Raw genomic sequence first — 17,723 nt, forward strand, 5'->3', positions numbered from 1 at the left:
CGCTGGCGCGTAGCGTGAAACCCACTACGCATCGCCTACCGCCGGGGAGCACAGCCATGTCCGAGCCCTTCCGACCCCACGTCGGCGTGCACCTGATCCTCATCGAGGACGGCAAGATCCTGCTGCTGCTCCGCGCGAACACGAGCTTCGCTGACGGATCCTGGTCAGTGCCCGGCGGCTGCCTCGACGCCGGCGAAACCCTGCCCGAGGGCGCCGCGCGCGAGGCCCGCGAAGAGCTCGGCATCGTCATCGACCCTGCCGACCTCGCGTTCGCTGGCCTGTGCCACCACGCCGACCCTGATGGCCAGGCCCGCATCGGCGTGTTCTTCGCCGCCACCCGCTGGACTGGGGAGCCCATCAACGCCGAGCCCGGCAGATGCGACCAGATCGCCTGGTTCGCGCTCGACGACCTTCCCGACGACGTCGTCACCTACATCCGTACTGGCATCGACGCGTACCGCCACGAACAGGCATTCAGCCTCGACGGCTGGCAGGCAGCGGTCGCGGGCCGGACACGGCTCGACCGCCTGACCGCGTGACCTCGCGCGGACTGTGCGCCCTCGACTCGCCACGAGTCGGGGGCGTTCGCGTGTTACGCCTCCTGCGCCGCCCTGGCTGCCTTTCGGAGCGCCGCCTCCGCCTTGATGGGTCCGCCGTCCCCGTCCCAGCGTTTGTGGCCCAGGAGGGCAGCGAGGGCGTCGAGACGGGCGGTACGGGCCGCTTCCCACTCCTCCTGGAGCTCTCGCGGTACTGCCGCCTCTCCGGCCGCTACAGCCGTGCTCGACGGCATGAGCGCGGTGAGGCGCTGAACCTCGGCGTCGACGAGGTCGTAGGCGCGCTGCGCTTCGATCGCCTCAGACGGTATCTGCTGGTCAGACAATGCTTTCCCCCAGGATGCGGCACGGTCCGTTGATCCTACGACGCCCGCTCATGCCGATCGCCGCTGACGCCCCAGCGGAAGGTGGGACTCCGACTTGTCTACGGCCCGTGACAACCCGATCACGTCTGCCGCCGTCTCACTCGTGTCACGTTCCACCCCCTAGTCTCTGGAGTCTCGATGCTCAGACGTCTGCTCGTGTCCGCCGTCCTCGCCGGGTCGGCTCTGGCCGGCCCTGTGGCGGCTTCCGCGCCCGCCCTGGCCGCCGCTCAGGCACAGGCTTCGGCTGCGTGCACGTACAAGCGGGACGGGAACGTGTGGCGCTGCATCACGCCTGGCGCGTACTGCCCGAAGGCCGCCCACAGCCGGTACGGGTACGCCAAGACCACGGGCAAGCGGTACCGGTGTACTCAGTACACGCGGACGACCTGGCGGTGGAAGCGCGCCTGACCTCGGACAGCACGAAGGAGCCCCCGCCGGTCCGAAGACCAGCGGGGGCTCCCCTGTTTGATGAGTTCGTTTCGGTGGCGCACAACCTGATCAAACATTGCTGGTCAGGCTCTTTGACGGTCATTTGCCGGCAGTGGCTCCTCGGGCTCCACGTCGGGGTCGTCGAGCGGGATGTCCAGCAGTTCGGCGATGTTCCGAGGGATGGGCGGGCCGGTGTACTCGTCGTCGCTCATCGCACCTCCCAACGAGCTCCCAGCTTCTCCCAGTTCTGGGAGTTGAAAGGGGCCGGGCGGCCTTGCGGCGACCCGACCCCGTAAGCCTGCCCAGCCCCGACCTCCAAGCCGGGACGCGAAGCCGCACCGGGCAGGCATGTACCCGCTCTCCGTGTTTCCCGAGACAGGTCAGCAGGCCGCCCAGCGCACGTGGTAGGCGACCCGCCGAGCACGCCTCCTGGTCATCGGATGCGAGCACCGCGGCTACGTACCTGCACCACGACTTGAACGTGGGCCCTCCGCTGTATGAAGGCGGCGCTCTCACCAACTGAGCTATGCAGGCTTGGGCGGCTACCAGTCCCGGACTCGCACCGGCCCTGTCCCGCCGCCAGGGTGCCCCTTCGGGCCTGCGCCTCGACTATCCCACCGATATGAGGTGGTCCTCCACCTCTTATCGCCGAGAAGCACGAGAGCCCCGCACAAGGGCGGGGCTCAAGGCGGGCGCGGAACCGGGGCGGCTCACCGTCCGGAGAACTCCCCGGCCCACTTCCCTCCCCTACTGGAGAGGACAACGCCAGTCTAGCGCGGCAGGTCCTCCGACCGCTTCGCGTTCGGCACCACCCACACGCCCAGAGACGTGAGCACCGCGAGCACGATGTCGATCCACTCCTGAGGAGTGATCAGGCCGTCTGTGACCGCCGACTTCGCCACGACCACGGCAGCGAACAGCGCCGCGACCACGGTCTTCGCGTACTTGCCTACCTGCATGACGGCCTCCTATCGGGCCACGTAGCCGAAGCTGAAGTTGTACGCCCGCGACTTGCTCTCGGTGCCGAGCGTGACCCAGGCGATGTCCCAGGCGGCCCACTTGTTGGAGCCGGAAGGGCCGTTGTTGAAGATGTGGCCGTTGTAGCCGCAGGCCGTCCGCATGTTGGCGTACACGTGCCGGACTCCCGCCCGGTCCACGGAGGCAGCGCCCGCACCCATGTGGATGCGCAGGACAGCGCCGTTCGGCAGGACGTCAGCAGTCGCCTCCGGGGCGACCGGCAGGACACCGGCACGGAGGCGGTAGGTGTTGCAGCCGAACGTCTTGTCCCGGCCCTTCGCCCAGGCGTCCTGCACCAGCAGGTCCTTGACGTTGACGTCGGCCCGCGCGGTCACCTCAACGAACTCGTCGTTCCGGTTGGCCGCGGTGTCCGCGCCGTAGGCGTTGTAGCCGATCGCGGTGATGTCCAGCGAGGAGATGTCCGCCGAGGCCGGAACGGCACCAGCCACGCTGACAGCAGCGGCGAGGAAGACGGCGGACAGAAGGGTCGCGCTCTTGGAGATGCGCATTTGAGAGTGCTCCTACAGGGAGGTGAATACGAGAGAGCGCGCCGCATCGGGCAGCGCGCTCCAGGGGAACCTTTTCCTCGAAGGAAACTGTTCGTCAGTTGGCCTCATCCACGAGGCCGGGACTGTGCCCGTCTCCGGGCTGCTCCTCCAGCTCGGGACTCGGAGGAGAGATCAGGGTTGGCCACGGCCAGCGGCCCAGCCACAGGGCGTCGCTCACTTGCCGACGTCGAGACGGATGGAGACGTTCTCCAGCTCGGCGCGGATCCGGTCCAGCAGCGAGTCAGCGTCCAGGTTGCTGTCGCGGGCGGCGAGAGCGTCCGCCAGCGCCTTGATGGTGGCGTCCTGGGCGGCAAGGCGGGCCAGGATCTCCCGGTCCCTGGCGTAACCGTCCTTCGTGTACGCCCAGATCTGCCGCAGCGCCGTCTTGGGGTCGATCTTCTGGCCGACGTCCAGGATCTTCTCCCGTGCGGCCCACACGTCGCCGGTGACCGTGCCCGTGAACCGCTCGTAGACGGCGTCAGCGATGTCCTTCGCAGACGGCATGTCGTCCTCCTCGTAGTCGGGGTTCCAGAAGCCGGCGATGACGTCAGCGGACCTGACGCGCCTCTTCACGGCGTCGCCGCTGTTGCCCTCGATCGTCTGCACCCTGCCGTCCGGCAGAACCTGCTCCACGAGGCCGACGTGGTCGATCGCGGCGATCCGGTCGGTGTACTGCCAGTCGAAGTAGACGACCGCGCCAGGCTGGGCGTACTTCTTGATGTTGGCGACGGTGCCGGCGTGCCAGCGGCCCAGCGCTTCGCCGTCCTCGGCACTCCACACCGTGTACGCGCGGTCTCCTCGCGGCAGCACAGCGTCTTCGTTGCCGGACTGGCGGGCCCACCAGGTGATGCTCATCTGGCACCAGGCCACCGCGAGGAACTCGGCACCGTTCCGTTTCGCGTAGTCCTTCGTGATCCGGTTCGGCCGGCCGGTGAGGCCGAGGTCCTTGCGTGCGGCGGCGAGCATGGCTTTCGCGGTCACTTGCTCTCCCCTTCGCCCCGGTAGACGCCGTCCGCGCCAGGAGGCCCGTACAGGGACTTCAGGACGTCCTCCTCGTCGGCCTCGGTCGGGCCCCAGTCGTGCACGTCCACGTGCGTCCGGGCGAGGTCGGCCTCGGTCTGCTGCTCGCTCACTGCGCACCTCCATGCGGGTAGTGCTCCACGGGCTCCAAGCCGGCTGTGACGATCTGCTGTCTCAGGTTGCCGATCATGCGTTCCATGTAGGCGATCCGGGAGCTCATCTCGCCCATCTCTCGCTGCGCCCGATGTAGCTGGTCCCGCAGGTCCTGGGACGCGGTCCGCTCCGACAGCAGCTTCTCGCTGATCTTGTCGAGCTGTTCCTGAGTCCGTTCGTACTGGGCGCGGATCCGCGCCAGCTCCTCACGCAACTCGCCGATCGCGTGGTCATAGATCTCTTTCGCGCGGGCGAACGCCTCAGACTCCACCCGCGCCCGCTCGGCCGCGGCATGCTGCTCGGCGACCCGCTCGTTGGACTGGGCAGTGACCTTGTTGGCCTTCACGCTCGCCCGCCCAGCCAGAATGCCGGTCACCGCAGCGCTCACCAGCGCCAGCGCAGCCACACTGATGGCGACCGTATTGTCCGGCGCCCATCCTTGCGGCTCGACCAGCAAGGTGGTGATCAATGGGCGTCACCTTTCGTTGGGAAGGGATGGGGTCGTAGCCTCCGGGACCTTCGCGATCGTGTGAACCACCCTCGCGAACCCCAGCCAGATCACCACCGACCACCACGCCTGAGGCACCCCCCACAGCCAGGCGGCGGCGTGCAGCAACGCCCAACCCACCTTCAGCGCGGACGCAGCCGCGAACGCCCACCGGTCGTGCGCGGCGAATGCCTGCACCAGACACAGCCCGCCGACGGCCGCCCACACCGCCCCCCACACAGGAAGCGGCGCCAACGCGGCTAGGAACTGGCCTGTCGGAGTCATGGACGTCTCAGGCGAAGGCCAGGTAAGCCTGTAGGCGTTGACGAAGTCCAGCAAGGCCAGCGCCAGCAGGAACTCGCCACGGATCCCAATACGTCGTCGAACACAGCACAGCAGGGGCACCATCAAGCAGCTCCGGAGGCAGGCATAGCAGGAGGGCAGGGCGCCTGTGTTACGGGTCGAGCCGGAGGAAAGGGGGGTGCCGCCCGCCCCGCACCCTCAACAGGCGGACGGCACCGACAAGGGGTGGACCGCCCGCGGGTCCCTTCACCGACGCGACAGCGCCCCCGGTGGCGCAGGAGTCGATTACCGCGGGCGGCCACGTATCAGGGGGCAGGCCACAGGCCGATCGTCGCGCCCTTGTTGATCACGTCGCGGAGTGGGGTGAACAGTTGATTGACCACGTCAGCGCGTAGATCGTTGTAGTTCTGCGCGGTCGGGGTGCCGCCGATCGTCGCCGGGCTCGTGAAAGACGCCGGGTACGGCGGAGTCGCGACGGGCACGTTGAGCTGGTTGAGGCGCTGCGTACCCGACGACGTCGCCACGAAAAGCTCGCCACCGTTGCTGCCGATCTGGATCTCCCCCGGCCCCACGGAGGGGATCGCCATGTCAGCCATCCGCCAGCCCTGCGACGCCGTAGTGAGCGGTGCCCGCTGCCGGACCAGCGCCCGCAGTTCGTTGACCTCCGCCCGTAGCCGCGCTACTTCGTCGGCGAGGTCACCAGGGAACTTATCCACCCGACGGCACCTCGATTCCCTCGAAGATCAATTGCGCAGTCTCTTTGCCGTTGTCTGCCGAGGGCGGAGTGATGCCGATGCCGATGATCCGCCGCACCCTCGACTGGGCGGGGTGCCATTCGTTGTGCAGGTAGATCCGCGCCTTGTCGCCGAGGCTGTTCGGCGTGAATGTCGGCTGCTGGCCGAGAGCGACCGTAACCGAGTCCACCCGCAGAGCACCCGGCGCGTTCGCAGCCCAGTAGGCGGCGTAGTCGTCCAGCGTCCCCTCGACCGACTCGCGCGGGAACGTCACCGTACGGTCCAACCGCGGCCAGCCGGCTTCGAGATGCGCCTCGGCGAGGACCGGCTCCGACACGAGGGGCATGCCGGAGGTCGAGGCGTCCTCGCTGACAGAGTCGCCTCGGGCCCGCCAGTAGGTGCCGCCCCGCAGGGCGTCCATCTCCTCCGACCAGGACAGGATGTCGCCGCCGTGCGGGGCGTCGCTGAAAACGTGTTCGACGTCGGACGACCCGAGAGTTGGGCTTCCCCACACCCAGTGCCGTTCGATGCCGGACACGCCGGCGGCGATGTTGACCATCCACTCGAAGCCGTTGTCGGCCTGCCCGAGCTCCTGGAGGCGCTGCCCGTAGGAGCCTTCGTGGGCCGCATACGTGATGTCCCGGGTGACGCCGCTGCTGCCCGCCGCCGGGAGGAGCCGCAGATTGGCGTGATCGAGCCCCTGCATGGACTCGATCAAGCTACGTGCGATGTCGATCTGGTCCTCGCCGATGAAATCCAGCGGCTCGGGGATCATCACCTGCGTCATGTAGGCGTCCATCGTGGACCCGGTGAGGCTGATGCTGGGCGCTTCCCTGCCGGACCGGGACACGGTGGCCGACGTGATCCAGTACTCGCCCCAGGGGACGCCGTCGCGGAGGACGACGCAGGTGACGACGCCAGGCCCCACGCCGAGGTCGGCAGGGTTGGGCGAGATGACGCGCTTCACCCTGTCGCGGATCTTTGTCGAGGTGATGGGGATGGTCGCGCTGAAGCTTCCCGCCTGGCCGATCCGCTTGTCGAAGGTGACGCCGGACAGTTCCAGGTCGTCCAGGTAGGTACCGTCCCAGCGGGTGAAAACCCACCGGTACAGGGCGCTGCCCCGGCCCGGCGTGAAGGCGGGCGGCGGCGGGCCTGTGTCGGGCTCGGTGACCACCGACGCGATCGAAATGCTGACGCCGATCCCAAACCGGATGTCCGGCGGAGAGAACACGAAGTCCTTCTGGCCGGTCGGCGCCGACGAGTTGATCTGTCGTGACGCCGCCACCGACGACAAGGTGTCGCTCTCCTGCACGACGCCGCGCAGGCTGTAGCCGGACGGCGGAGTCCAGGTGAGGGTCTGGCCCGCGTACGGGTAGACGCTCGCCAGCCGCAGCTCGATGCTGGAAGCGGCGGCGGGCGGCACCTCGGGCGTGGGTGCCGTCTCGGCAACGATGTCCTCGATCGCGACCTGCGGCGACGTGGACGTGTCCGCTCCGGTGATGCACAGGATGTGGACGGTGCCGGACGCCTCGATGTCCTGCTCGAACTCGTAGGAGGTGGGCTCGCTGGCGGTGGCGGTTTTGCGGTAGATGCGGACGGCGAGGATGTTCGGGTAGTTCTGCGACGCCAGCCCTGACCACCCGGAGGGGCCGCGCGTCCCGGACAGGCCGTACGTGTTGAAATGGACCGCGATCAGGATGTCACCGGCAGCGACGCCGGAAGGCCGGTTGACTTCAATGAAGTCGCCGAACGCGGCACCCGTGGCATGAGAGCGGACCTTGGCGGGCACGATCACCCCCGCCAACGTCGGTCGTGGCCTAGAGCCAGGCGTCCCGGTACAGCACGGTCAGGCCGGTCGTGCCGCCCGAGTCGGCGGCGAACGTCAGCACGTTGGTGTCGCGTTCGAGGACGAAGTCCGCGACCGGGGCGGACGCGCCGGTCAGAGTGGACAGGACGCTCTCCCCGTTGACGGTGGCATTGCCTGCATCAGTGTCGATGGTGAGGCGTTGCCCGCTCGGGACGGTGAGGAGGAAGCTCAGCGTCCGCTCCAGGGTCGGGTTGGTGATGACCGGGTTGACCACCGGCCCATCCACCCTCAGCAATGGGTGCGAGGCGACGTTGCCCGCGTTCTCGACGTCGGCGGTAGACCCCGGCGGGATGGCGACACCGGACCTGACGACGTTGTAGCGGCGCGGGTCCGCGCAGATCCAGCGGACCGACACCTGCACCCAGCCGACGTGGTACGACGCCATCGGCATGGCGCGGGTGTCCACGACCGCCTCAGGCACCATCAGCACCTCGTCGCGGGTGGACACCACCAGCGGCTGACCGGCTTCACTCGCGGGAGGCGTCAGCAGGCGGCGCAACGTGGCGACCGCGCCGGCGAAGTCGTCGCCGTCGCCGACGTTGATGGCGAGCGTGGCGGTGACCTGCCGCTCCTGCGACCGGTACCGGCCCGGCCACGACCCGTGCCAGGTGGGCCGGGACACGTTGGAGGAGTCCATGCCGGGCAGGTCGTCCCAGCCCTCAACGCCGATGATCTGGTAAATGTTGCCGTGCCCGCCGAACAGCGTCCCGTTGTACTCGATCTGGTACGAGCCGGTGATCGAATCGCCGGGCTTGATCGGCACCGACACGCCAGGACTGGGCCACTCCGACGTCGTCTCGAAGACCGGCAGGACGGGGTGGTAGTCGTAGGCGAACTCCAGCCCAGGCCACTCCGACGTCGTCTCGAACGGCCCGAGGAACAGGTTGGCGTTCGGGGTCTCAACGCTGACCGGCGGCCACTCCGAGACGGTCTCGAAGATGCCGAGCGTCCGCGACTGATCCCAGTTTCGAGGGTGCCGGGACAGGCTCGGCCGGTTCGGATAGGAGCGTCCAGCGCGGGCCACCGGTCACCCCCTCACCAGGAAGCGGCGCGGTGAACCGCCCCGGTAGGACGGAAAACAGCAGCACGAGGAAGGTCGGGCGCGGCGAGGACCTCAATCGCGGCCCAGTTCCACAACCTGCTACCGCTGCCGTTGAAATTCAGCGTGACCGTGCTGCCGGGCGTCGGGGTAGTCGCCGCCTTATGGACCGCAATGCCGGAGGTCTCGCCGCTGACGTTCCAGGCATACCCGACGTCGCTGCTGGTGACCGCACCAGCCTGGTTCTCGTCCGCCGCGATGCCCACCGCAAGCGAGTTCTTGCCCGTCGAGGTATAGACGTTCGGCGTCAGGCTCGCGGTGCTGCTGCTGCCCTCACCTGTCGCGCCGACCGGCACGGACAACTCCACCCCAGTGATGACAAGAACCTTGAGCGTCACGAAAGTGCCGAAAACGGAGGTGGCCGTCACCGTACGCGCGGCCGAGGAGGCCGCAGGCGCAGTAAAGATCTCCACCGCAGGGACGTTGCCGCCGCTGTCGAGGATGTCCCTTTTGACCCGGCTGGTCCAGGTCAGCGTGCCGCCGGTGCTGCTCATCGTGTGAGTGGTTGTGCCAGCGTTCGACGAGACCAGCGCCACCAGCAGCGAATCCGCCGGGGCGGTGAAAGACGCCGTGGTGCGCGGCTTGTCGCCCGTAACAAGCGCCGGAGAAGAGGAATGGACGACGAGCGCCACCTAGCAGCGCTCCCAGATCATGGTGGCCCGTACGCTGACGCTGGCACCGGCGGTGAACCTCAGCACGAACCCCTCGGACACGGCCGAGTCGAAGGTGTCGCCCAACGGCAGGTCATACAGGAGCGTGCCACCGTTCGGGGTGAGCGGAATCTCGCCGATCACGCTCAGCACCGTCGGCTCCGAGGTCCAGTTCTTCGCCGCTGTCACCCCGTGGGCGATGGTCCGCCCGTACACCTGCGCCGGCGTCACCGAAGACGAGCTGGTGCCCGGCCCATTGGTTGCGAAAGTGGCGTAGCAAAGCTCGCAGGTGACCGGCGCTTCCGAGGCGGTCACGCCGGTGAAGCCCCACCACACCTTCTTCAGGTCGATACCGAAGTCTGCGGCGGACTTCACGCCGAGCACCGACTTGGTGGTAGACGACGCCAGGGACACGGCCCCGCCCGTCACGATCGAGTAGCCGCACTTGGCCACGATCGGCCTCCTTACATGCGAAAAGCCCGGCCATCAGGCACGGGCGAGAGTCGAAAAGGCCGGGTCAGGCGGTATTGCGGAGCACCTGCCGCCACACCCCGTCGGAGTGCCACGAAAGGGTGTAGCTGCCGTCGGCCGTGCTGTACGTCTGGCCGAAGAACCGCATCAGAACGGCCCGGCTGGACAAGGACGGGACATAGATGAGAATCCCGGCGGCGTCGATCGTGGACTCGGTCCAGGTGACCGAGCCGAGCTTCCAGCCGATCTTGTTCGCGGCGCTCCCGAGCTCGGCGAAGCTGACCACTGTCAGGTCCGCGCCGCCCGCCGTATAGCCGGGGCCCGAGGACTCGCCGGAGTTCAGCGGCGACGTGCCATAGGCCGGGTTTGCCTGCGAGAAGTTCGGCGACGCCGACTCCTCGTAAAGGGCGCCCTTGAAGGCTCCCGGAGTGGTGTCGGCCAAGTTCAGCGCGATGGTGTTGGACAAGGCCGCGACCATCGTCGAGTTGAACCAGCCATCCTGGGTGAGCGCCAACGCGGACGCCTCCTTAACTCAGGTTGATGTGGACGTCCCTGCGCTGCCTGCCGTGGCCGTCTGTTCGCTCGGTCACCCGGTTGCCGAGTTGGTCGATGACCCGCTTGAACCGACCGCCGTCGGCGGTTCGGCCCTCCCTCACCTGGTCACGGGTGACCCAGGTCCGATCGCCGACGACCACGTCAGCGGTGCGCCCCTCACCGAGAGGCGCACCACCGCGCATGTGCTCGCCGAACGTCTCGCCGCTCTCGGGATCCCAGGGCATGCCGAAGACGCCTCCTGTAGATATAGATGGATCAGCGAGGCCGCGCCTTGGACAGCCAGTAGAGCTCCCGCGCGATGGCGCCTGGCGACTGCTCCGGGGTGGCGTTGAACTGGTCGATGTTGAACAGCGGGCCATCGCCGCCGCGCGTCGCCCCCTGCATGGACTGCCACTGCTGATCCGTCAGCACCGGCTCAGGCGAGCCCGTCCCGTTGTAGACCAGGCTGTGACCGGTCGGCAGGTAGCCGCCCGAGTCGTACTCCGTGGGCGGGACGCCGATCACCTGAGCAGCGCGGGCGGCCACCTCGCGCACCTTCAGCCCGGTCTGCGGCGCCTCGACGATCGTGTTGGGACCCGAATACATCCACACATGGCCCGGATGCGGGAAACCAAGCGCACCTGGCACAGGCGCACTGATGGGCTTGACCCATCCCATCTGCTGCTGGCTGGTCCGGGGGATGTCGGACCGGCCGGCGGCCTGCCATGCGCGCATGGTCAGGCCCGAGCAGTCGAAGGTGTTCGGACCGGTCGCGCCGAACTCGTAGTCCTTGCCAATCTGTGCCCGCGCGAACGCGAGCGCCTTGGCCGCGCCTGGCCCGCCCTGCTTCGCCTCCTCGGCGGTCAGGAAGTCGATCACGCCCTTCACGAGCACCTTGGGCACGTTGACGAGCATCTGCGCGAACGGGTTGTCGCCCATCGCCGCTGATGCCCGATCCAGGATCGGGTTCAGGATCTTCTCCGCGCCGAGCTTCACGCCCTGCGCGAGGATGTCGCCGACGATGCCGCCGCCGGCGAACGCGCCCATAAACCGCTGCACCCCGGACACGCCGCCGCGGCGAGCAGCCGCATTGGCCTGGTGCACGTAGTCGGATCCGACCGCCCGCGTCCACTCCGGACGCATGATGGCCTCGCCACCGCTGACGGCTGCCACTCCGACGTCACGGCCAGGCGTGTAGCCGGGGTAGATGCCGCCCTTGGCGAACCCGGAGAACTTGAGCTCCGGCAGTTCGGACAGCTTCAACGCCTTCGCCACCGCGTTCCACACGGCACGGATGCCGTTGTTGTAGACGGTGTTGACCATGAACTCGACCGGCTTGGCCGCGATCGACTTCAGGCTGTCCCAGAACTTTCCGATCAGCTCGACCCCGGACTTGAAACCCTTCGGCAGGGTGTCGGTCACAAAAGTCCACAGCGCCTTCACCGCGGGCTGGATGACGTTCTCCCAGGCAACCTTGATGCCCTTGCCGATCGCATCCCAGGCAGGCTTAATGACCTTTTCCCACAGCCACGTGATTGCAGGTCCGAGGATGGTCTGCCAGTACAGGACCAACGCGGCGACGGCAGGCTTGATGATGTTGTTCCAGGCGAACTTGACAGCCGCCGAGATGCCATCCCATGCGGGCTTGACGATGTTGTTCCACAGCCACGTGATCACCGGGCCGAGGACCTTCTGCCAGTACAGCACCAGCGCCGCCACGGCAGGCTTGACGATGTTCTGCCACGCCCACTGAATCGCGGTGCTGATCGCGTCCCACGCGGGCTTGACGACGTTCTCGTACAACCAGGTGATGACCGGCCCCAGAATCGTCTGCCAGTACAGCACCAGCGCGGCGATTGCGGGCTGGATGATGTTCGTCCATGCCCACTCGATCGCTGCGGCGATGCCGTCCCACGCGGGCTTGAGCACGTTCTGCCAGAGCCATGTCGCCGCCGGAGCGATGACGTTCTGCCACAGCCAGACCAGCCCGTTGAAGACCGGCTGCAGCACGTTCGTCCACAGCCACTGGGCCGCTACGCCGATCGCCTTAAACGCGGCATCCACGATCGACCGGAACGTCTCGCTGTTCTGGTAGGCGTAGGTGAGTCCGGCGACGAGCAGCCCGATCGCAGTGATGATCAGCCCGATGGGGTTCTTCGACAGAACCACGTTCAGCACTCGCTGAGCGATCGCCCACGCCTTGACGCCGAGCACGATCCCGCCGATTGCTAGGGCAATGGCCTGGATGGCGGACGGGCTGAGCTTGCCGATCCACCCGACCAGGGCCGACAGCCCGGACAAGGCGGCGGAGCCGAACGGGGCCAGAGCAGAGATGATGTTGCCGATCGCCGAGCCGATGTTCTTGAACAGCTCGACGACCTTCGGGATGTTCGCCTGCGCGAAGCTGATGAACTTCTGGAAGCCGGGGTTGGACTGCAGGTTCTTGCCCCAGGTGGCGAACGCGGAGGTGGCCTTCTCGATGCCGCCCACCACCGTGCCGGAGAACGGCAGGAACGCCCGGATAATCCCTGCGATGCCCTCGATGACGTTGCCGAATGACTTCCCGAGCCCCTCAACCACGCCGGGCGCCTGCTTGCTGAGCTGGTCGAAGAAGTCCTTCCAGAACGGGCCGCCGAGCGCCTTGCGGGCGGAGTCCTCCAGCCCGACCAGCGAGTCGGCGGTCCCCTTGATCAGCGGAGTGAGCGGCTTGAACAGCGACTCGATGACCTTCAGACCGCCCGTGATGACCGGCAGCACCGACGTGCCGAGGTCCTTCTGGAACCGCTCGTATGACTCCTTGAACGCCTTGATCGACTGAGCTGCAGCCTGCTCCGCCGGCGACAGGTCGGCCGTCTTCTGTGCGGCGGTAGCTTGGGTGGCGGAAGCGCGAGCCGCCTGCTTGGCGGCCTGCTTTGCCTGCTCTGCACGGATTTTCTCCTGCAGCTTGGCGATCTTCTGGTCGCGCTTGACCCGCTCCAGAGCCGCCTTCGCGTCGTCGACCCGGTCCTCGGCGTCTCGGACGGCCTTGCGGGCGTCGGCGACCCGCTTGGCCGCCTCCTCGCCCGCCTTGCCCGCCTCCTCGTAAGCCTTGGCCAGGTCCCGCTCGGCGTCGATCACGCGGCGGTTCGCCGCCTCGACCTGCTCCTTCGCCGAGACCACGCGGTCGTTGCCTTCGACGCCCTTGGCTTGCTCTTCGTTGAGCCGCTCCTGCTCGGCCTTCAGCTCCTCGACCCGGAGCTGGGTGCGCTCGTAGGCGATCGACGCGCGTTCGATCTCGTCCGCGTTGCCGCTCCTGCGGGCCTTCGCCAGATCGGCTTCGGCCTCCTTCAGGTCGAGCGCCGCCTGCCGCTGATCCAGCGCGTTACCCCGCAGCGTGCGGGCCACATCCTGCAGGTGCTTGATCGCCTCGGCACGGGCCCGATTCAGGTCCTCCTGCGCTCGCAGCGCCTGCCGTTGAGCATCGGCCAGCGACCGTTCCGCAGACGTCGCGCGCTGAGCCGCGGAAACCTGCGCCTGCGCCGCAGCCTGGACCGCCGACTTCAGCCGATCCTTGGCTTGCGAGACGCCGGCCACGGCGTCCTTGACCCGGTCCTGAGCCTGCCGGAGCTGGTCGGCGGCGTTCGCCGCCTGTAGCTGGGCGATCTGAGCCTGAGCCTGCTCGATCACCAGGTTCCGGGTCGCCCCGGCAGCGTTCGACAGGCCGCGTGCGGCGCTGTTCGCCGCCGTTTCCTGCGCCTTCAACGCCTCGTTAATCCGTGACAGCGACGGGATCGCGACAGCCGACAGCGCCGCTATGCCCACGCCAGCAGTCACCGCTGCCCCGGCCAGCCCGGCGGCGCCCAGCCCGACCGCCGCAGCCGCAGGTAGTGCCGCCAGAGCCGCAGACACTGCGGCGATCCCGGCCAGCGCCCCCGCCACATCGGCGTCAACTTGGACGTGGGCAGTGCGGCCATCCACCCGCGAGACAGAAGCGTCGGTCGCCGCCATTCCCGCCTGGGCGCCGGCAGTGTCCACATCGACCCGCACATCGGCGCGGCGGCCATCCAGCCGCGACACTGTGCCGTCCAGTGCGGCCATCGCAGCCTGAGCCGCCCCTGTGTCCGCTTGCGCGCCGATCCGCACCTGCTGGCCGGAAGTCCGCTGGGCCTCTCGGGACAGCTCTTGGACGGCGGCTCGGGCGCGCGTTGTGTCCGCCGAGACCGGGATGTCGATCCGCTGCATCTGTGCAGCAATGGACTGCTGCATCTCCCGCCCGACCTTGGCCGCGGCGGGAACGAGTTGCCTGCGTAGCGAATTGATGATCCCGGATGCATCCGGCACAACTGGGACGACAACCTCGCCAGCCTGGAACTCGGCCACGACTCACCCCCGGAAGGTTGCGGATGGGGCCGCGGCCGGCCGTTAGGAGTTGCGCGGCAGGTGAGTGACCTGGCCGGGTTTCGTTTGCTGCCAAGAGCCGGTGAGGGGTGCGCCGCGGATGCGAGCCAGTACCGCTTCCTGCTGTTGCAGCGTGAGTGGCTTGCGGCTCTTGCCGCCCTTCGGTTTGACGCCTGGCCTCGGGACCGGGTCAGGGGGCTTGGATCTGCCCTTGCCCCCGTTGGCGATCACAGTGACGTGGACCAGCCAGCGCACCGAGTCGATCAGTGACGCGAGAAGCATCTCCGCCTGTGACCACTGCCCCTGCGAGGGGTCCGCCGACTTGCTGGCCTGCGACAGTTCGGAATCGCCCATCTGGTTACGCAAAGCCGTCTTGGTGGCGGACTCGGGCGGCAGCCCGCGGATCAGCACGCCGAGCAGCCGCCATGTCAGCCGCGATCGCCCACCGCCCGGCCTTTTCAGGTCCCGAAGGTCAACCTGGTAGCGGAGCCACAGGTCGCCCTCTACCGCCTCCGAGTGCTCTTTGAGGAGCGCGCGGAGGCTTTGGACCCCCCCGGGGTGACTCCGTAATGCTCCTGGCAGGCTTCGAGCAGCTTGTTCAGTTTGCGGGTCGGCACCTCATGTGCAGCGAACCGCTCGAAATCGTCGCCGAGCAGCGCCGCCACGTACGTGAGCAGCCAGTCCGGGGCGCTGGTGTCCGCCAGCGCCTGCCAGTCGATGTCCTCGGGCGCGAGCATCGTGAACACTTCGCCGCCGAGGGTGAATGTGAACGGCTCCTGCGTGGCCTCGTTCTCGACAGCGTCAAGGTCGAAGTGCGACACGGGCTCTCCGGACTGGGTGATCAGCTTGGGGGTTGCCATCATCAGGAGCTGACCTCGTCCACCTCGGGTGCCAGGTAGGCGTGGTAGACCAGGTTGCCCGAGGCGTCCGGGTAGGTGGAGATGGTCCACTCGTAGCCGGCCATCTCGCCCTGGGCGTAGGTAACCTCGGACCGCTCCGTGATCTCGCCTTCGGGGATGAAGAACCGCTCCCAGACGTCGCCGTCGTACACGTCGAAAATCCACGCGCGTCGGTCCGGCATGGAGACGCCGCTCTCGGCGAAGGTCACCACGCCGTCGACGTCCGGCACCAGCTCCGCCACGGCGATCTTGTACTGGAGGCTCTTGACGATCGGCCTGTTCGTCTCCCACGCCGTGAAGCTGAAGGTCCTCACCGAGGAGGTGGTGACGGTACGGAACGGCGAGTTCAGGCCCCACGGCGTGAAGCTTTCGCTGTCCTCGTCCACACCATTGGTGAGACCGTCATCGCTGATGGCGCCGATCGGGAGCCACAGGCCGCTCGGCGTCTCCGCCGGGTCGGTCGGCTGCGCGGTGCCGAGCGGAGCCACCCAGGCCCCGCCGTTGGAGCCGACGAGCGCGAGGTCGTCGGCGCGAACAATGGTTGCCATTGGTGATCTCCTGATCTCCCAGGTAGGGCATGCGAAAGCCCTCGGACAGGCAGGTCCGAGGGCTGAAGTGGATGCGGTTAGGCGGGGTGGATCACGAATGCGTAAGTGGCCTCGTAGCGGCGCAGCGCGGGGTTGTCGTACGGCACCTTGTGCGGGCCAGTCCGGGTCTCCACCCGCGAGAAGACGGCGCCGCCTGTCGTGGCCCCCCACAACTGCGTGTGGAGCGCCTCCTGTACCTGCAGCGCCAGGTCGCTGGCAGCCGGGCCCGTAGCGGCGAAGGCGGAGATGTCCACGGTGGGCTGGTCGCGGCGGAATCCGTCGTAGGGGCCGCCGAGCCGAACCACCTGCAGCCAAGGCAGCCGATCATCCAAGTCAGACGGAGTTTCGGTGGAAGCGTGCACGCCGGCGACGTTGTTCTCCAGCCAGGCGACCAACGCCGCCTCTACGTCGATCATTCGGCGCCTGCCGCTCTGCCCATCACCCGGTAGCGGGGCGTGCGGGAGGAACCCCACTCGACGTAGGGAGCTGCTTCATCATCGTTGATGACCTTGGACACAGCGCGGGGCTTCGGGCCCGGCCGAATGCCCGTCTCGATCCGGAAGCTCGACTTGTATGAGCCAGTGTCCTCGGGCGCGTTAGCGATGCAGCGGTCCTGTACCGCCCTGGCCCGCCGCTCCATCTCGGCCTGCATCTGCCTGGAGGTAAGGATCTTGCCGATGCCCTTGCGGTTGGCCTTGAATCGGGCCCGCTGAGCCATTCGCGCCCCCTCACGCGTCAAGGTGCGGTACGAAAGCGTTCTCGGGGCCAAGGAGAGGAGAGGCGTGTGCGCGTACAGGGGCACTTAGGCGGCTGGGTGGAGTTCGATGGCCAGTTCGTCACCATCGGTCATGGAGGGCTGGCGCGTTTCGCCGTCGGCAACGCCGACAAGCGGATCCACATCAGCCAGGTAGCGTCCGTGCAGATCAAACCGGCAGGGCTGATCAACAACGGGTTCATCCAGTTCGGCATCCCCGGCGGAGTGGAGCGGCGTGGCCAGTTCGGCCGGCAGACCGTCGACGCCGTCAACGACGAGAACAGCGTCGTGTTCCGCCGCGGCCAGCAACCCCAATTCGAGGCGCTGGCCCGCGCCATCGAGCACGAGATCGCCCGACTCCACATGCCTCGACCGGCGCAGCAGTCGAGCGTGGCCGACCAGATCGTACAGTTGTGGCAACTCGTGCAGGCTGGGGCGATAACCCGGGAGGAGTTCGAGCAGCAGAAAGCACAGATCCTCGGACACGCTCCCCCGCCGAGCCCGCAAGGACCGCCCAGGCAGCACCGACACATCAACCCCGGACACGCTCAAGGCGGACTTCCACCCCAGCACGGGTACCGGTGAGCGGGCTCCGCCACGACGACGGCAACCCCTGCACCTCGTAGACCAGGCCGCGGGCCCGGACCTGGTCTGTGGAGCGAACCTCGGTGCCGTACGGGGCCAGCACGGTGAGGCGCTCGCTCGTCTGGTCCTGTCCATGGGTCTCCTCGGTGGAGCCGGTCGGCCACACCGCGCACCCCTCGACGGGGAGTTCGGCCACAGTCCAGACGGGGTTGCCGTGGCTATCCCGGCCCGACTGTGTGCGGCGCAGCAGCACGACGGTCTCCCCTGCGGGCAAAGGCGGCGGCATCCCG

25 protein-coding genes and 1 tRNA gene are annotated in these 17,723 nt (G+C 67.8%); 3 read left to right on the forward strand and 23 right to left on the reverse strand.

Annotated elements, in window-relative coordinates:
- Positions 1 to 86 precede the first annotated feature (86 nt).
- Positions 87 to 539: an NUDIX hydrolase gene (locus BMW85_RS09085; RefSeq protein WP_218155718.1), complete on the forward strand. Its 453-nt coding sequence runs from the start codon at positions 87 to 89 to the stop codon at positions 537 to 539.
- A gap of 53 nt (positions 540 to 592) precedes the next feature.
- On the opposite strand, the gene BMW85_RS09090 is transcribed toward BMW85_RS09085, so the two are convergent.
- Positions 593 to 880, reverse strand: a complete 288-nt coding sequence (locus BMW85_RS09090; RefSeq protein ID WP_091079318.1) for a DUF8825 domain-containing protein — start codon at positions 878 to 880, stop codon at positions 593 to 595.
- 177 nt (positions 881 to 1,057) lie between these two features.
- On the opposite strand from BMW85_RS09090, the gene BMW85_RS09095 reads away from it, so the two are divergent.
- On the forward strand, positions 1,058 to 1,327 hold the full coding sequence (locus BMW85_RS09095) for a hypothetical protein (RefSeq protein WP_091079320.1): 270 nt from the start codon (positions 1,058 to 1,060) through the stop codon (positions 1,325 to 1,327).
- Between the two features lie 104 nt (positions 1,328 to 1,431).
- Here BMW85_RS09095 and BMW85_RS51840 read toward each other — a convergent pair whose 3' ends face one another.
- The 21 genes from BMW85_RS51840 to BMW85_RS09190 form a co-directional block, all read right to left on the reverse strand.
- Complete coding sequence (locus BMW85_RS51840; RefSeq protein WP_281249559.1) at positions 1,432 to 1,560, reverse strand: hypothetical protein; 129 nt, start codon at positions 1,558 to 1,560, stop codon at positions 1,432 to 1,434.
- 248 nt (positions 1,561 to 1,808) lie between these two features.
- A tRNA-Met gene (locus tag BMW85_RS09100) sits at positions 1,809 to 1,882 on the reverse strand.
- 236 nt (positions 1,883 to 2,118) lie between these two features.
- Complete coding sequence (locus BMW85_RS09105) at positions 2,119 to 2,307, reverse strand: hypothetical protein (protein ID WP_091079322.1); 189 nt, start codon at positions 2,305 to 2,307, stop codon at positions 2,119 to 2,121.
- A gap of 9 nt (positions 2,308 to 2,316) precedes the next feature.
- On the reverse strand, positions 2,317 to 2,874 hold the full coding sequence (locus tag BMW85_RS09110; RefSeq protein ID WP_091079324.1) for a hypothetical protein: 558 nt from the start codon (positions 2,872 to 2,874) through the stop codon (positions 2,317 to 2,319).
- A gap of 213 nt (positions 2,875 to 3,087) precedes the next feature.
- The gene (locus BMW85_RS09115; RefSeq protein ID WP_245774703.1) at positions 3,088 to 3,894 is read right to left on the reverse strand and encodes a CHAP domain-containing protein; all 807 of its coding nucleotides are present in this window, start codon (positions 3,892 to 3,894) and stop codon (positions 3,088 to 3,090) included.
- Positions 3,891 to 4,046, reverse strand: a complete 156-nt coding sequence (locus tag BMW85_RS49350) for a hypothetical protein (RefSeq protein WP_177240566.1) — start codon at positions 4,044 to 4,046, stop codon at positions 3,891 to 3,893. The genes BMW85_RS09115 and BMW85_RS49350 overlap by 4 nt, the downstream gene beginning before the upstream one ends.
- Positions 4,043 to 4,555 (reverse strand): hypothetical protein, encoded by a 513-nt coding sequence (locus tag BMW85_RS09120; RefSeq protein WP_091079328.1) that lies wholly within the window; start codon positions 4,553 to 4,555, stop codon positions 4,043 to 4,045. The genes BMW85_RS49350 and BMW85_RS09120 overlap by 4 nt, the downstream gene beginning before the upstream one ends.
- A gap of 6 nt (positions 4,556 to 4,561) precedes the next feature.
- The gene (locus BMW85_RS09125) at positions 4,562 to 4,981 is read right to left on the reverse strand and encodes a hypothetical protein (protein WP_091079331.1); all 420 of its coding nucleotides are present in this window, start codon (positions 4,979 to 4,981) and stop codon (positions 4,562 to 4,564) included.
- 200 nt (positions 4,982 to 5,181) lie between these two features.
- Positions 5,182 to 5,592 (reverse strand): hypothetical protein, encoded by a 411-nt coding sequence (locus tag BMW85_RS09130; RefSeq protein WP_143082159.1) that lies wholly within the window; start codon positions 5,590 to 5,592, stop codon positions 5,182 to 5,184.
- A complete protein-coding gene (locus BMW85_RS09135; protein ID WP_091079334.1) occupies positions 5,585 to 7,405 on the reverse strand; it encodes a hypothetical protein in 1,821 nt (606 codons plus the stop codon). Before BMW85_RS09135 ends, BMW85_RS09130 begins: the two co-directional genes overlap by 8 nt.
- Before the next feature lie 22 nt (positions 7,406 to 7,427).
- Positions 7,428 to 8,501 carry a phage distal tail protein gene (locus tag BMW85_RS09140; protein ID WP_091079337.1) on the reverse strand — a complete coding sequence of 358 codons (1,074 nt, stop codon included), beginning with the start codon at positions 8,499 to 8,501 and terminating at the stop codon, positions 7,428 to 7,430.
- An 11-nt stretch (positions 8,502 to 8,512) separates the two neighbouring features.
- Positions 8,513 to 9,208, reverse strand: a complete 696-nt coding sequence (locus BMW85_RS09145; protein ID WP_091079339.1) for a hypothetical protein — start codon at positions 9,206 to 9,208, stop codon at positions 8,513 to 8,515.
- Positions 9,209 to 9,679 (reverse strand): hypothetical protein, encoded by a 471-nt coding sequence (locus BMW85_RS09150; protein ID WP_091079341.1) that lies wholly within the window; start codon positions 9,677 to 9,679, stop codon positions 9,209 to 9,211. It lies immediately after the preceding gene.
- A gap of 64 nt (positions 9,680 to 9,743) precedes the next feature.
- On the reverse strand, positions 9,744 to 10,211 hold the full coding sequence (locus tag BMW85_RS09155; protein ID WP_091079343.1) for a hypothetical protein: 468 nt from the start codon (positions 10,209 to 10,211) through the stop codon (positions 9,744 to 9,746).
- 13 nt (positions 10,212 to 10,224) lie between these two features.
- Positions 10,225 to 10,476, reverse strand: coding sequence for a hypothetical protein (locus tag BMW85_RS09160; protein ID WP_091079346.1), 252 nt, complete (start codon positions 10,474 to 10,476; stop codon positions 10,225 to 10,227).
- A gap of 31 nt (positions 10,477 to 10,507) precedes the next feature.
- Complete coding sequence (locus BMW85_RS09165; protein ID WP_143082160.1) at positions 10,508 to 14,590, reverse strand: NlpC/P60 family protein; 4,083 nt, start codon at positions 14,588 to 14,590, stop codon at positions 10,508 to 10,510.
- Between the two features lie 42 nt (positions 14,591 to 14,632).
- On the reverse strand, positions 14,633 to 15,019 hold the full coding sequence (locus BMW85_RS09170) for a hypothetical protein (RefSeq protein ID WP_091079350.1): 387 nt from the start codon (positions 15,017 to 15,019) through the stop codon (positions 14,633 to 14,635).
- Between the two features lie 92 nt (positions 15,020 to 15,111).
- A complete protein-coding gene (locus tag BMW85_RS09175) occupies positions 15,112 to 15,471 on the reverse strand; it encodes a hypothetical protein (protein WP_091079353.1) in 360 nt (119 codons plus the stop codon).
- Complete coding sequence (locus BMW85_RS09180) at positions 15,471 to 16,055, reverse strand: phage tail tube protein (protein ID WP_091079354.1); 585 nt, start codon at positions 16,053 to 16,055, stop codon at positions 15,471 to 15,473. The genes BMW85_RS09175 and BMW85_RS09180 overlap by 1 nt, the downstream gene beginning before the upstream one ends.
- Positions 16,056 to 16,132: 77 nt before the next feature.
- Positions 16,133 to 16,510, reverse strand: a complete 378-nt coding sequence (locus BMW85_RS09185) for a phage tail termination protein (RefSeq protein WP_091079357.1) — start codon at positions 16,508 to 16,510, stop codon at positions 16,133 to 16,135.
- Complete coding sequence (locus BMW85_RS09190) at positions 16,507 to 16,812, reverse strand: HK97 gp10 family phage protein (protein ID WP_143082161.1); 306 nt, start codon at positions 16,810 to 16,812, stop codon at positions 16,507 to 16,509. The genes BMW85_RS09185 and BMW85_RS09190 overlap by 4 nt, the downstream gene beginning before the upstream one ends.
- 96 nt (positions 16,813 to 16,908) lie before the next feature.
- Between BMW85_RS09190 and BMW85_RS52485 the strand changes: the two genes are divergently transcribed.
- Positions 16,909 to 17,433, forward strand: a complete 525-nt coding sequence (locus BMW85_RS52485; RefSeq protein ID WP_425434328.1) for a DUF4429 domain-containing protein — start codon at positions 16,909 to 16,911, stop codon at positions 17,431 to 17,433.
- On the opposite strand, the gene BMW85_RS49355 is transcribed toward BMW85_RS52485, so the two are convergent.
- A complete protein-coding gene (locus BMW85_RS49355; protein ID WP_177240549.1) occupies positions 17,381 to 17,719 on the reverse strand; it encodes a hypothetical protein in 339 nt (112 codons plus the stop codon). The two genes, BMW85_RS52485 and BMW85_RS49355, sit on opposite strands and share 53 nt — an antisense overlap.
- Between the last annotated feature and the right edge of the window lie 4 nt (positions 17,720 to 17,723).

It is taken from the genome of Nonomuraea wenchangensis (genome assembly GCF_900111685.1).
Lineage (GTDB): Bacteria > Actinomycetota > Actinomycetes > Streptosporangiales > Streptosporangiaceae > Nonomuraea > Nonomuraea wenchangensis.

What these genes read in the sequence shown, in the direction of transcription:
- BMW85_RS09125 (WP_091079331.1), bottom strand. Translation starts at nt 4,981, where the DNA reads ATGGTGCCCCTGCTGTGCTGTGTTCGACGACGTATTGGGATCCGTGGC.
- BMW85_RS09160 (WP_091079346.1), bottom strand. Translation starts at nt 10,476, where the DNA reads ATGCCCTGGGATCCCGAGAGCGGCGAGACGTTCGGCGAGCACATGCGC.
- BMW85_RS51840 (WP_281249559.1), bottom strand. Translation starts at nt 1,560, where the DNA reads ATGAGCGACGACGAGTACACCGGCCCGCCCATCCCTCGGAACATCGCC.
- BMW85_RS09175 (WP_091079353.1), bottom strand. Translation starts at nt 15,471, where the DNA reads ATGATGGCAACCCCCAAGCTGATCACCCAGTCCGGAGAGCCCGTGTCG.
- BMW85_RS09180 (WP_091079354.1), bottom strand. Translation starts at nt 16,055, where the DNA reads ATGGCAACCATTGTTCGCGCCGACGACCTCGCGCTCGTCGGCTCCAAC.
- BMW85_RS09185 (WP_091079357.1), bottom strand. Translation starts at nt 16,510, where the DNA reads ATGATCGACGTAGAGGCGGCGTTGGTCGCCTGGCTGGAGAACAACGTC.
- BMW85_RS09105 (WP_091079322.1), bottom strand. Translation starts at nt 2,307, where the DNA reads ATGCAGGTAGGCAAGTACGCGAAGACCGTGGTCGCGGCGCTGTTCGCT.
- BMW85_RS49355 (WP_177240549.1), bottom strand. Translation starts at nt 17,719, where the DNA reads ATGCCGCCGCCTTTGCCCGCAGGGGAGACCGTCGTGCTGCTGCGCCGC.
- BMW85_RS09190 (WP_143082161.1), bottom strand. Translation starts at nt 16,812, where the DNA reads ATGGCTCAGCGGGCCCGATTCAAGGCCAACCGCAAGGGCATCGGCAAG.
- BMW85_RS09110 (WP_091079324.1), bottom strand. Translation starts at nt 2,874, where the DNA reads ATGCGCATCTCCAAGAGCGCGACCCTTCTGTCCGCCGTCTTCCTCGCC.
- BMW85_RS09095 (WP_091079320.1), top strand. Translation starts at nt 1,058, where the DNA reads ATGCTCAGACGTCTGCTCGTGTCCGCCGTCCTCGCCGGGTCGGCTCTG.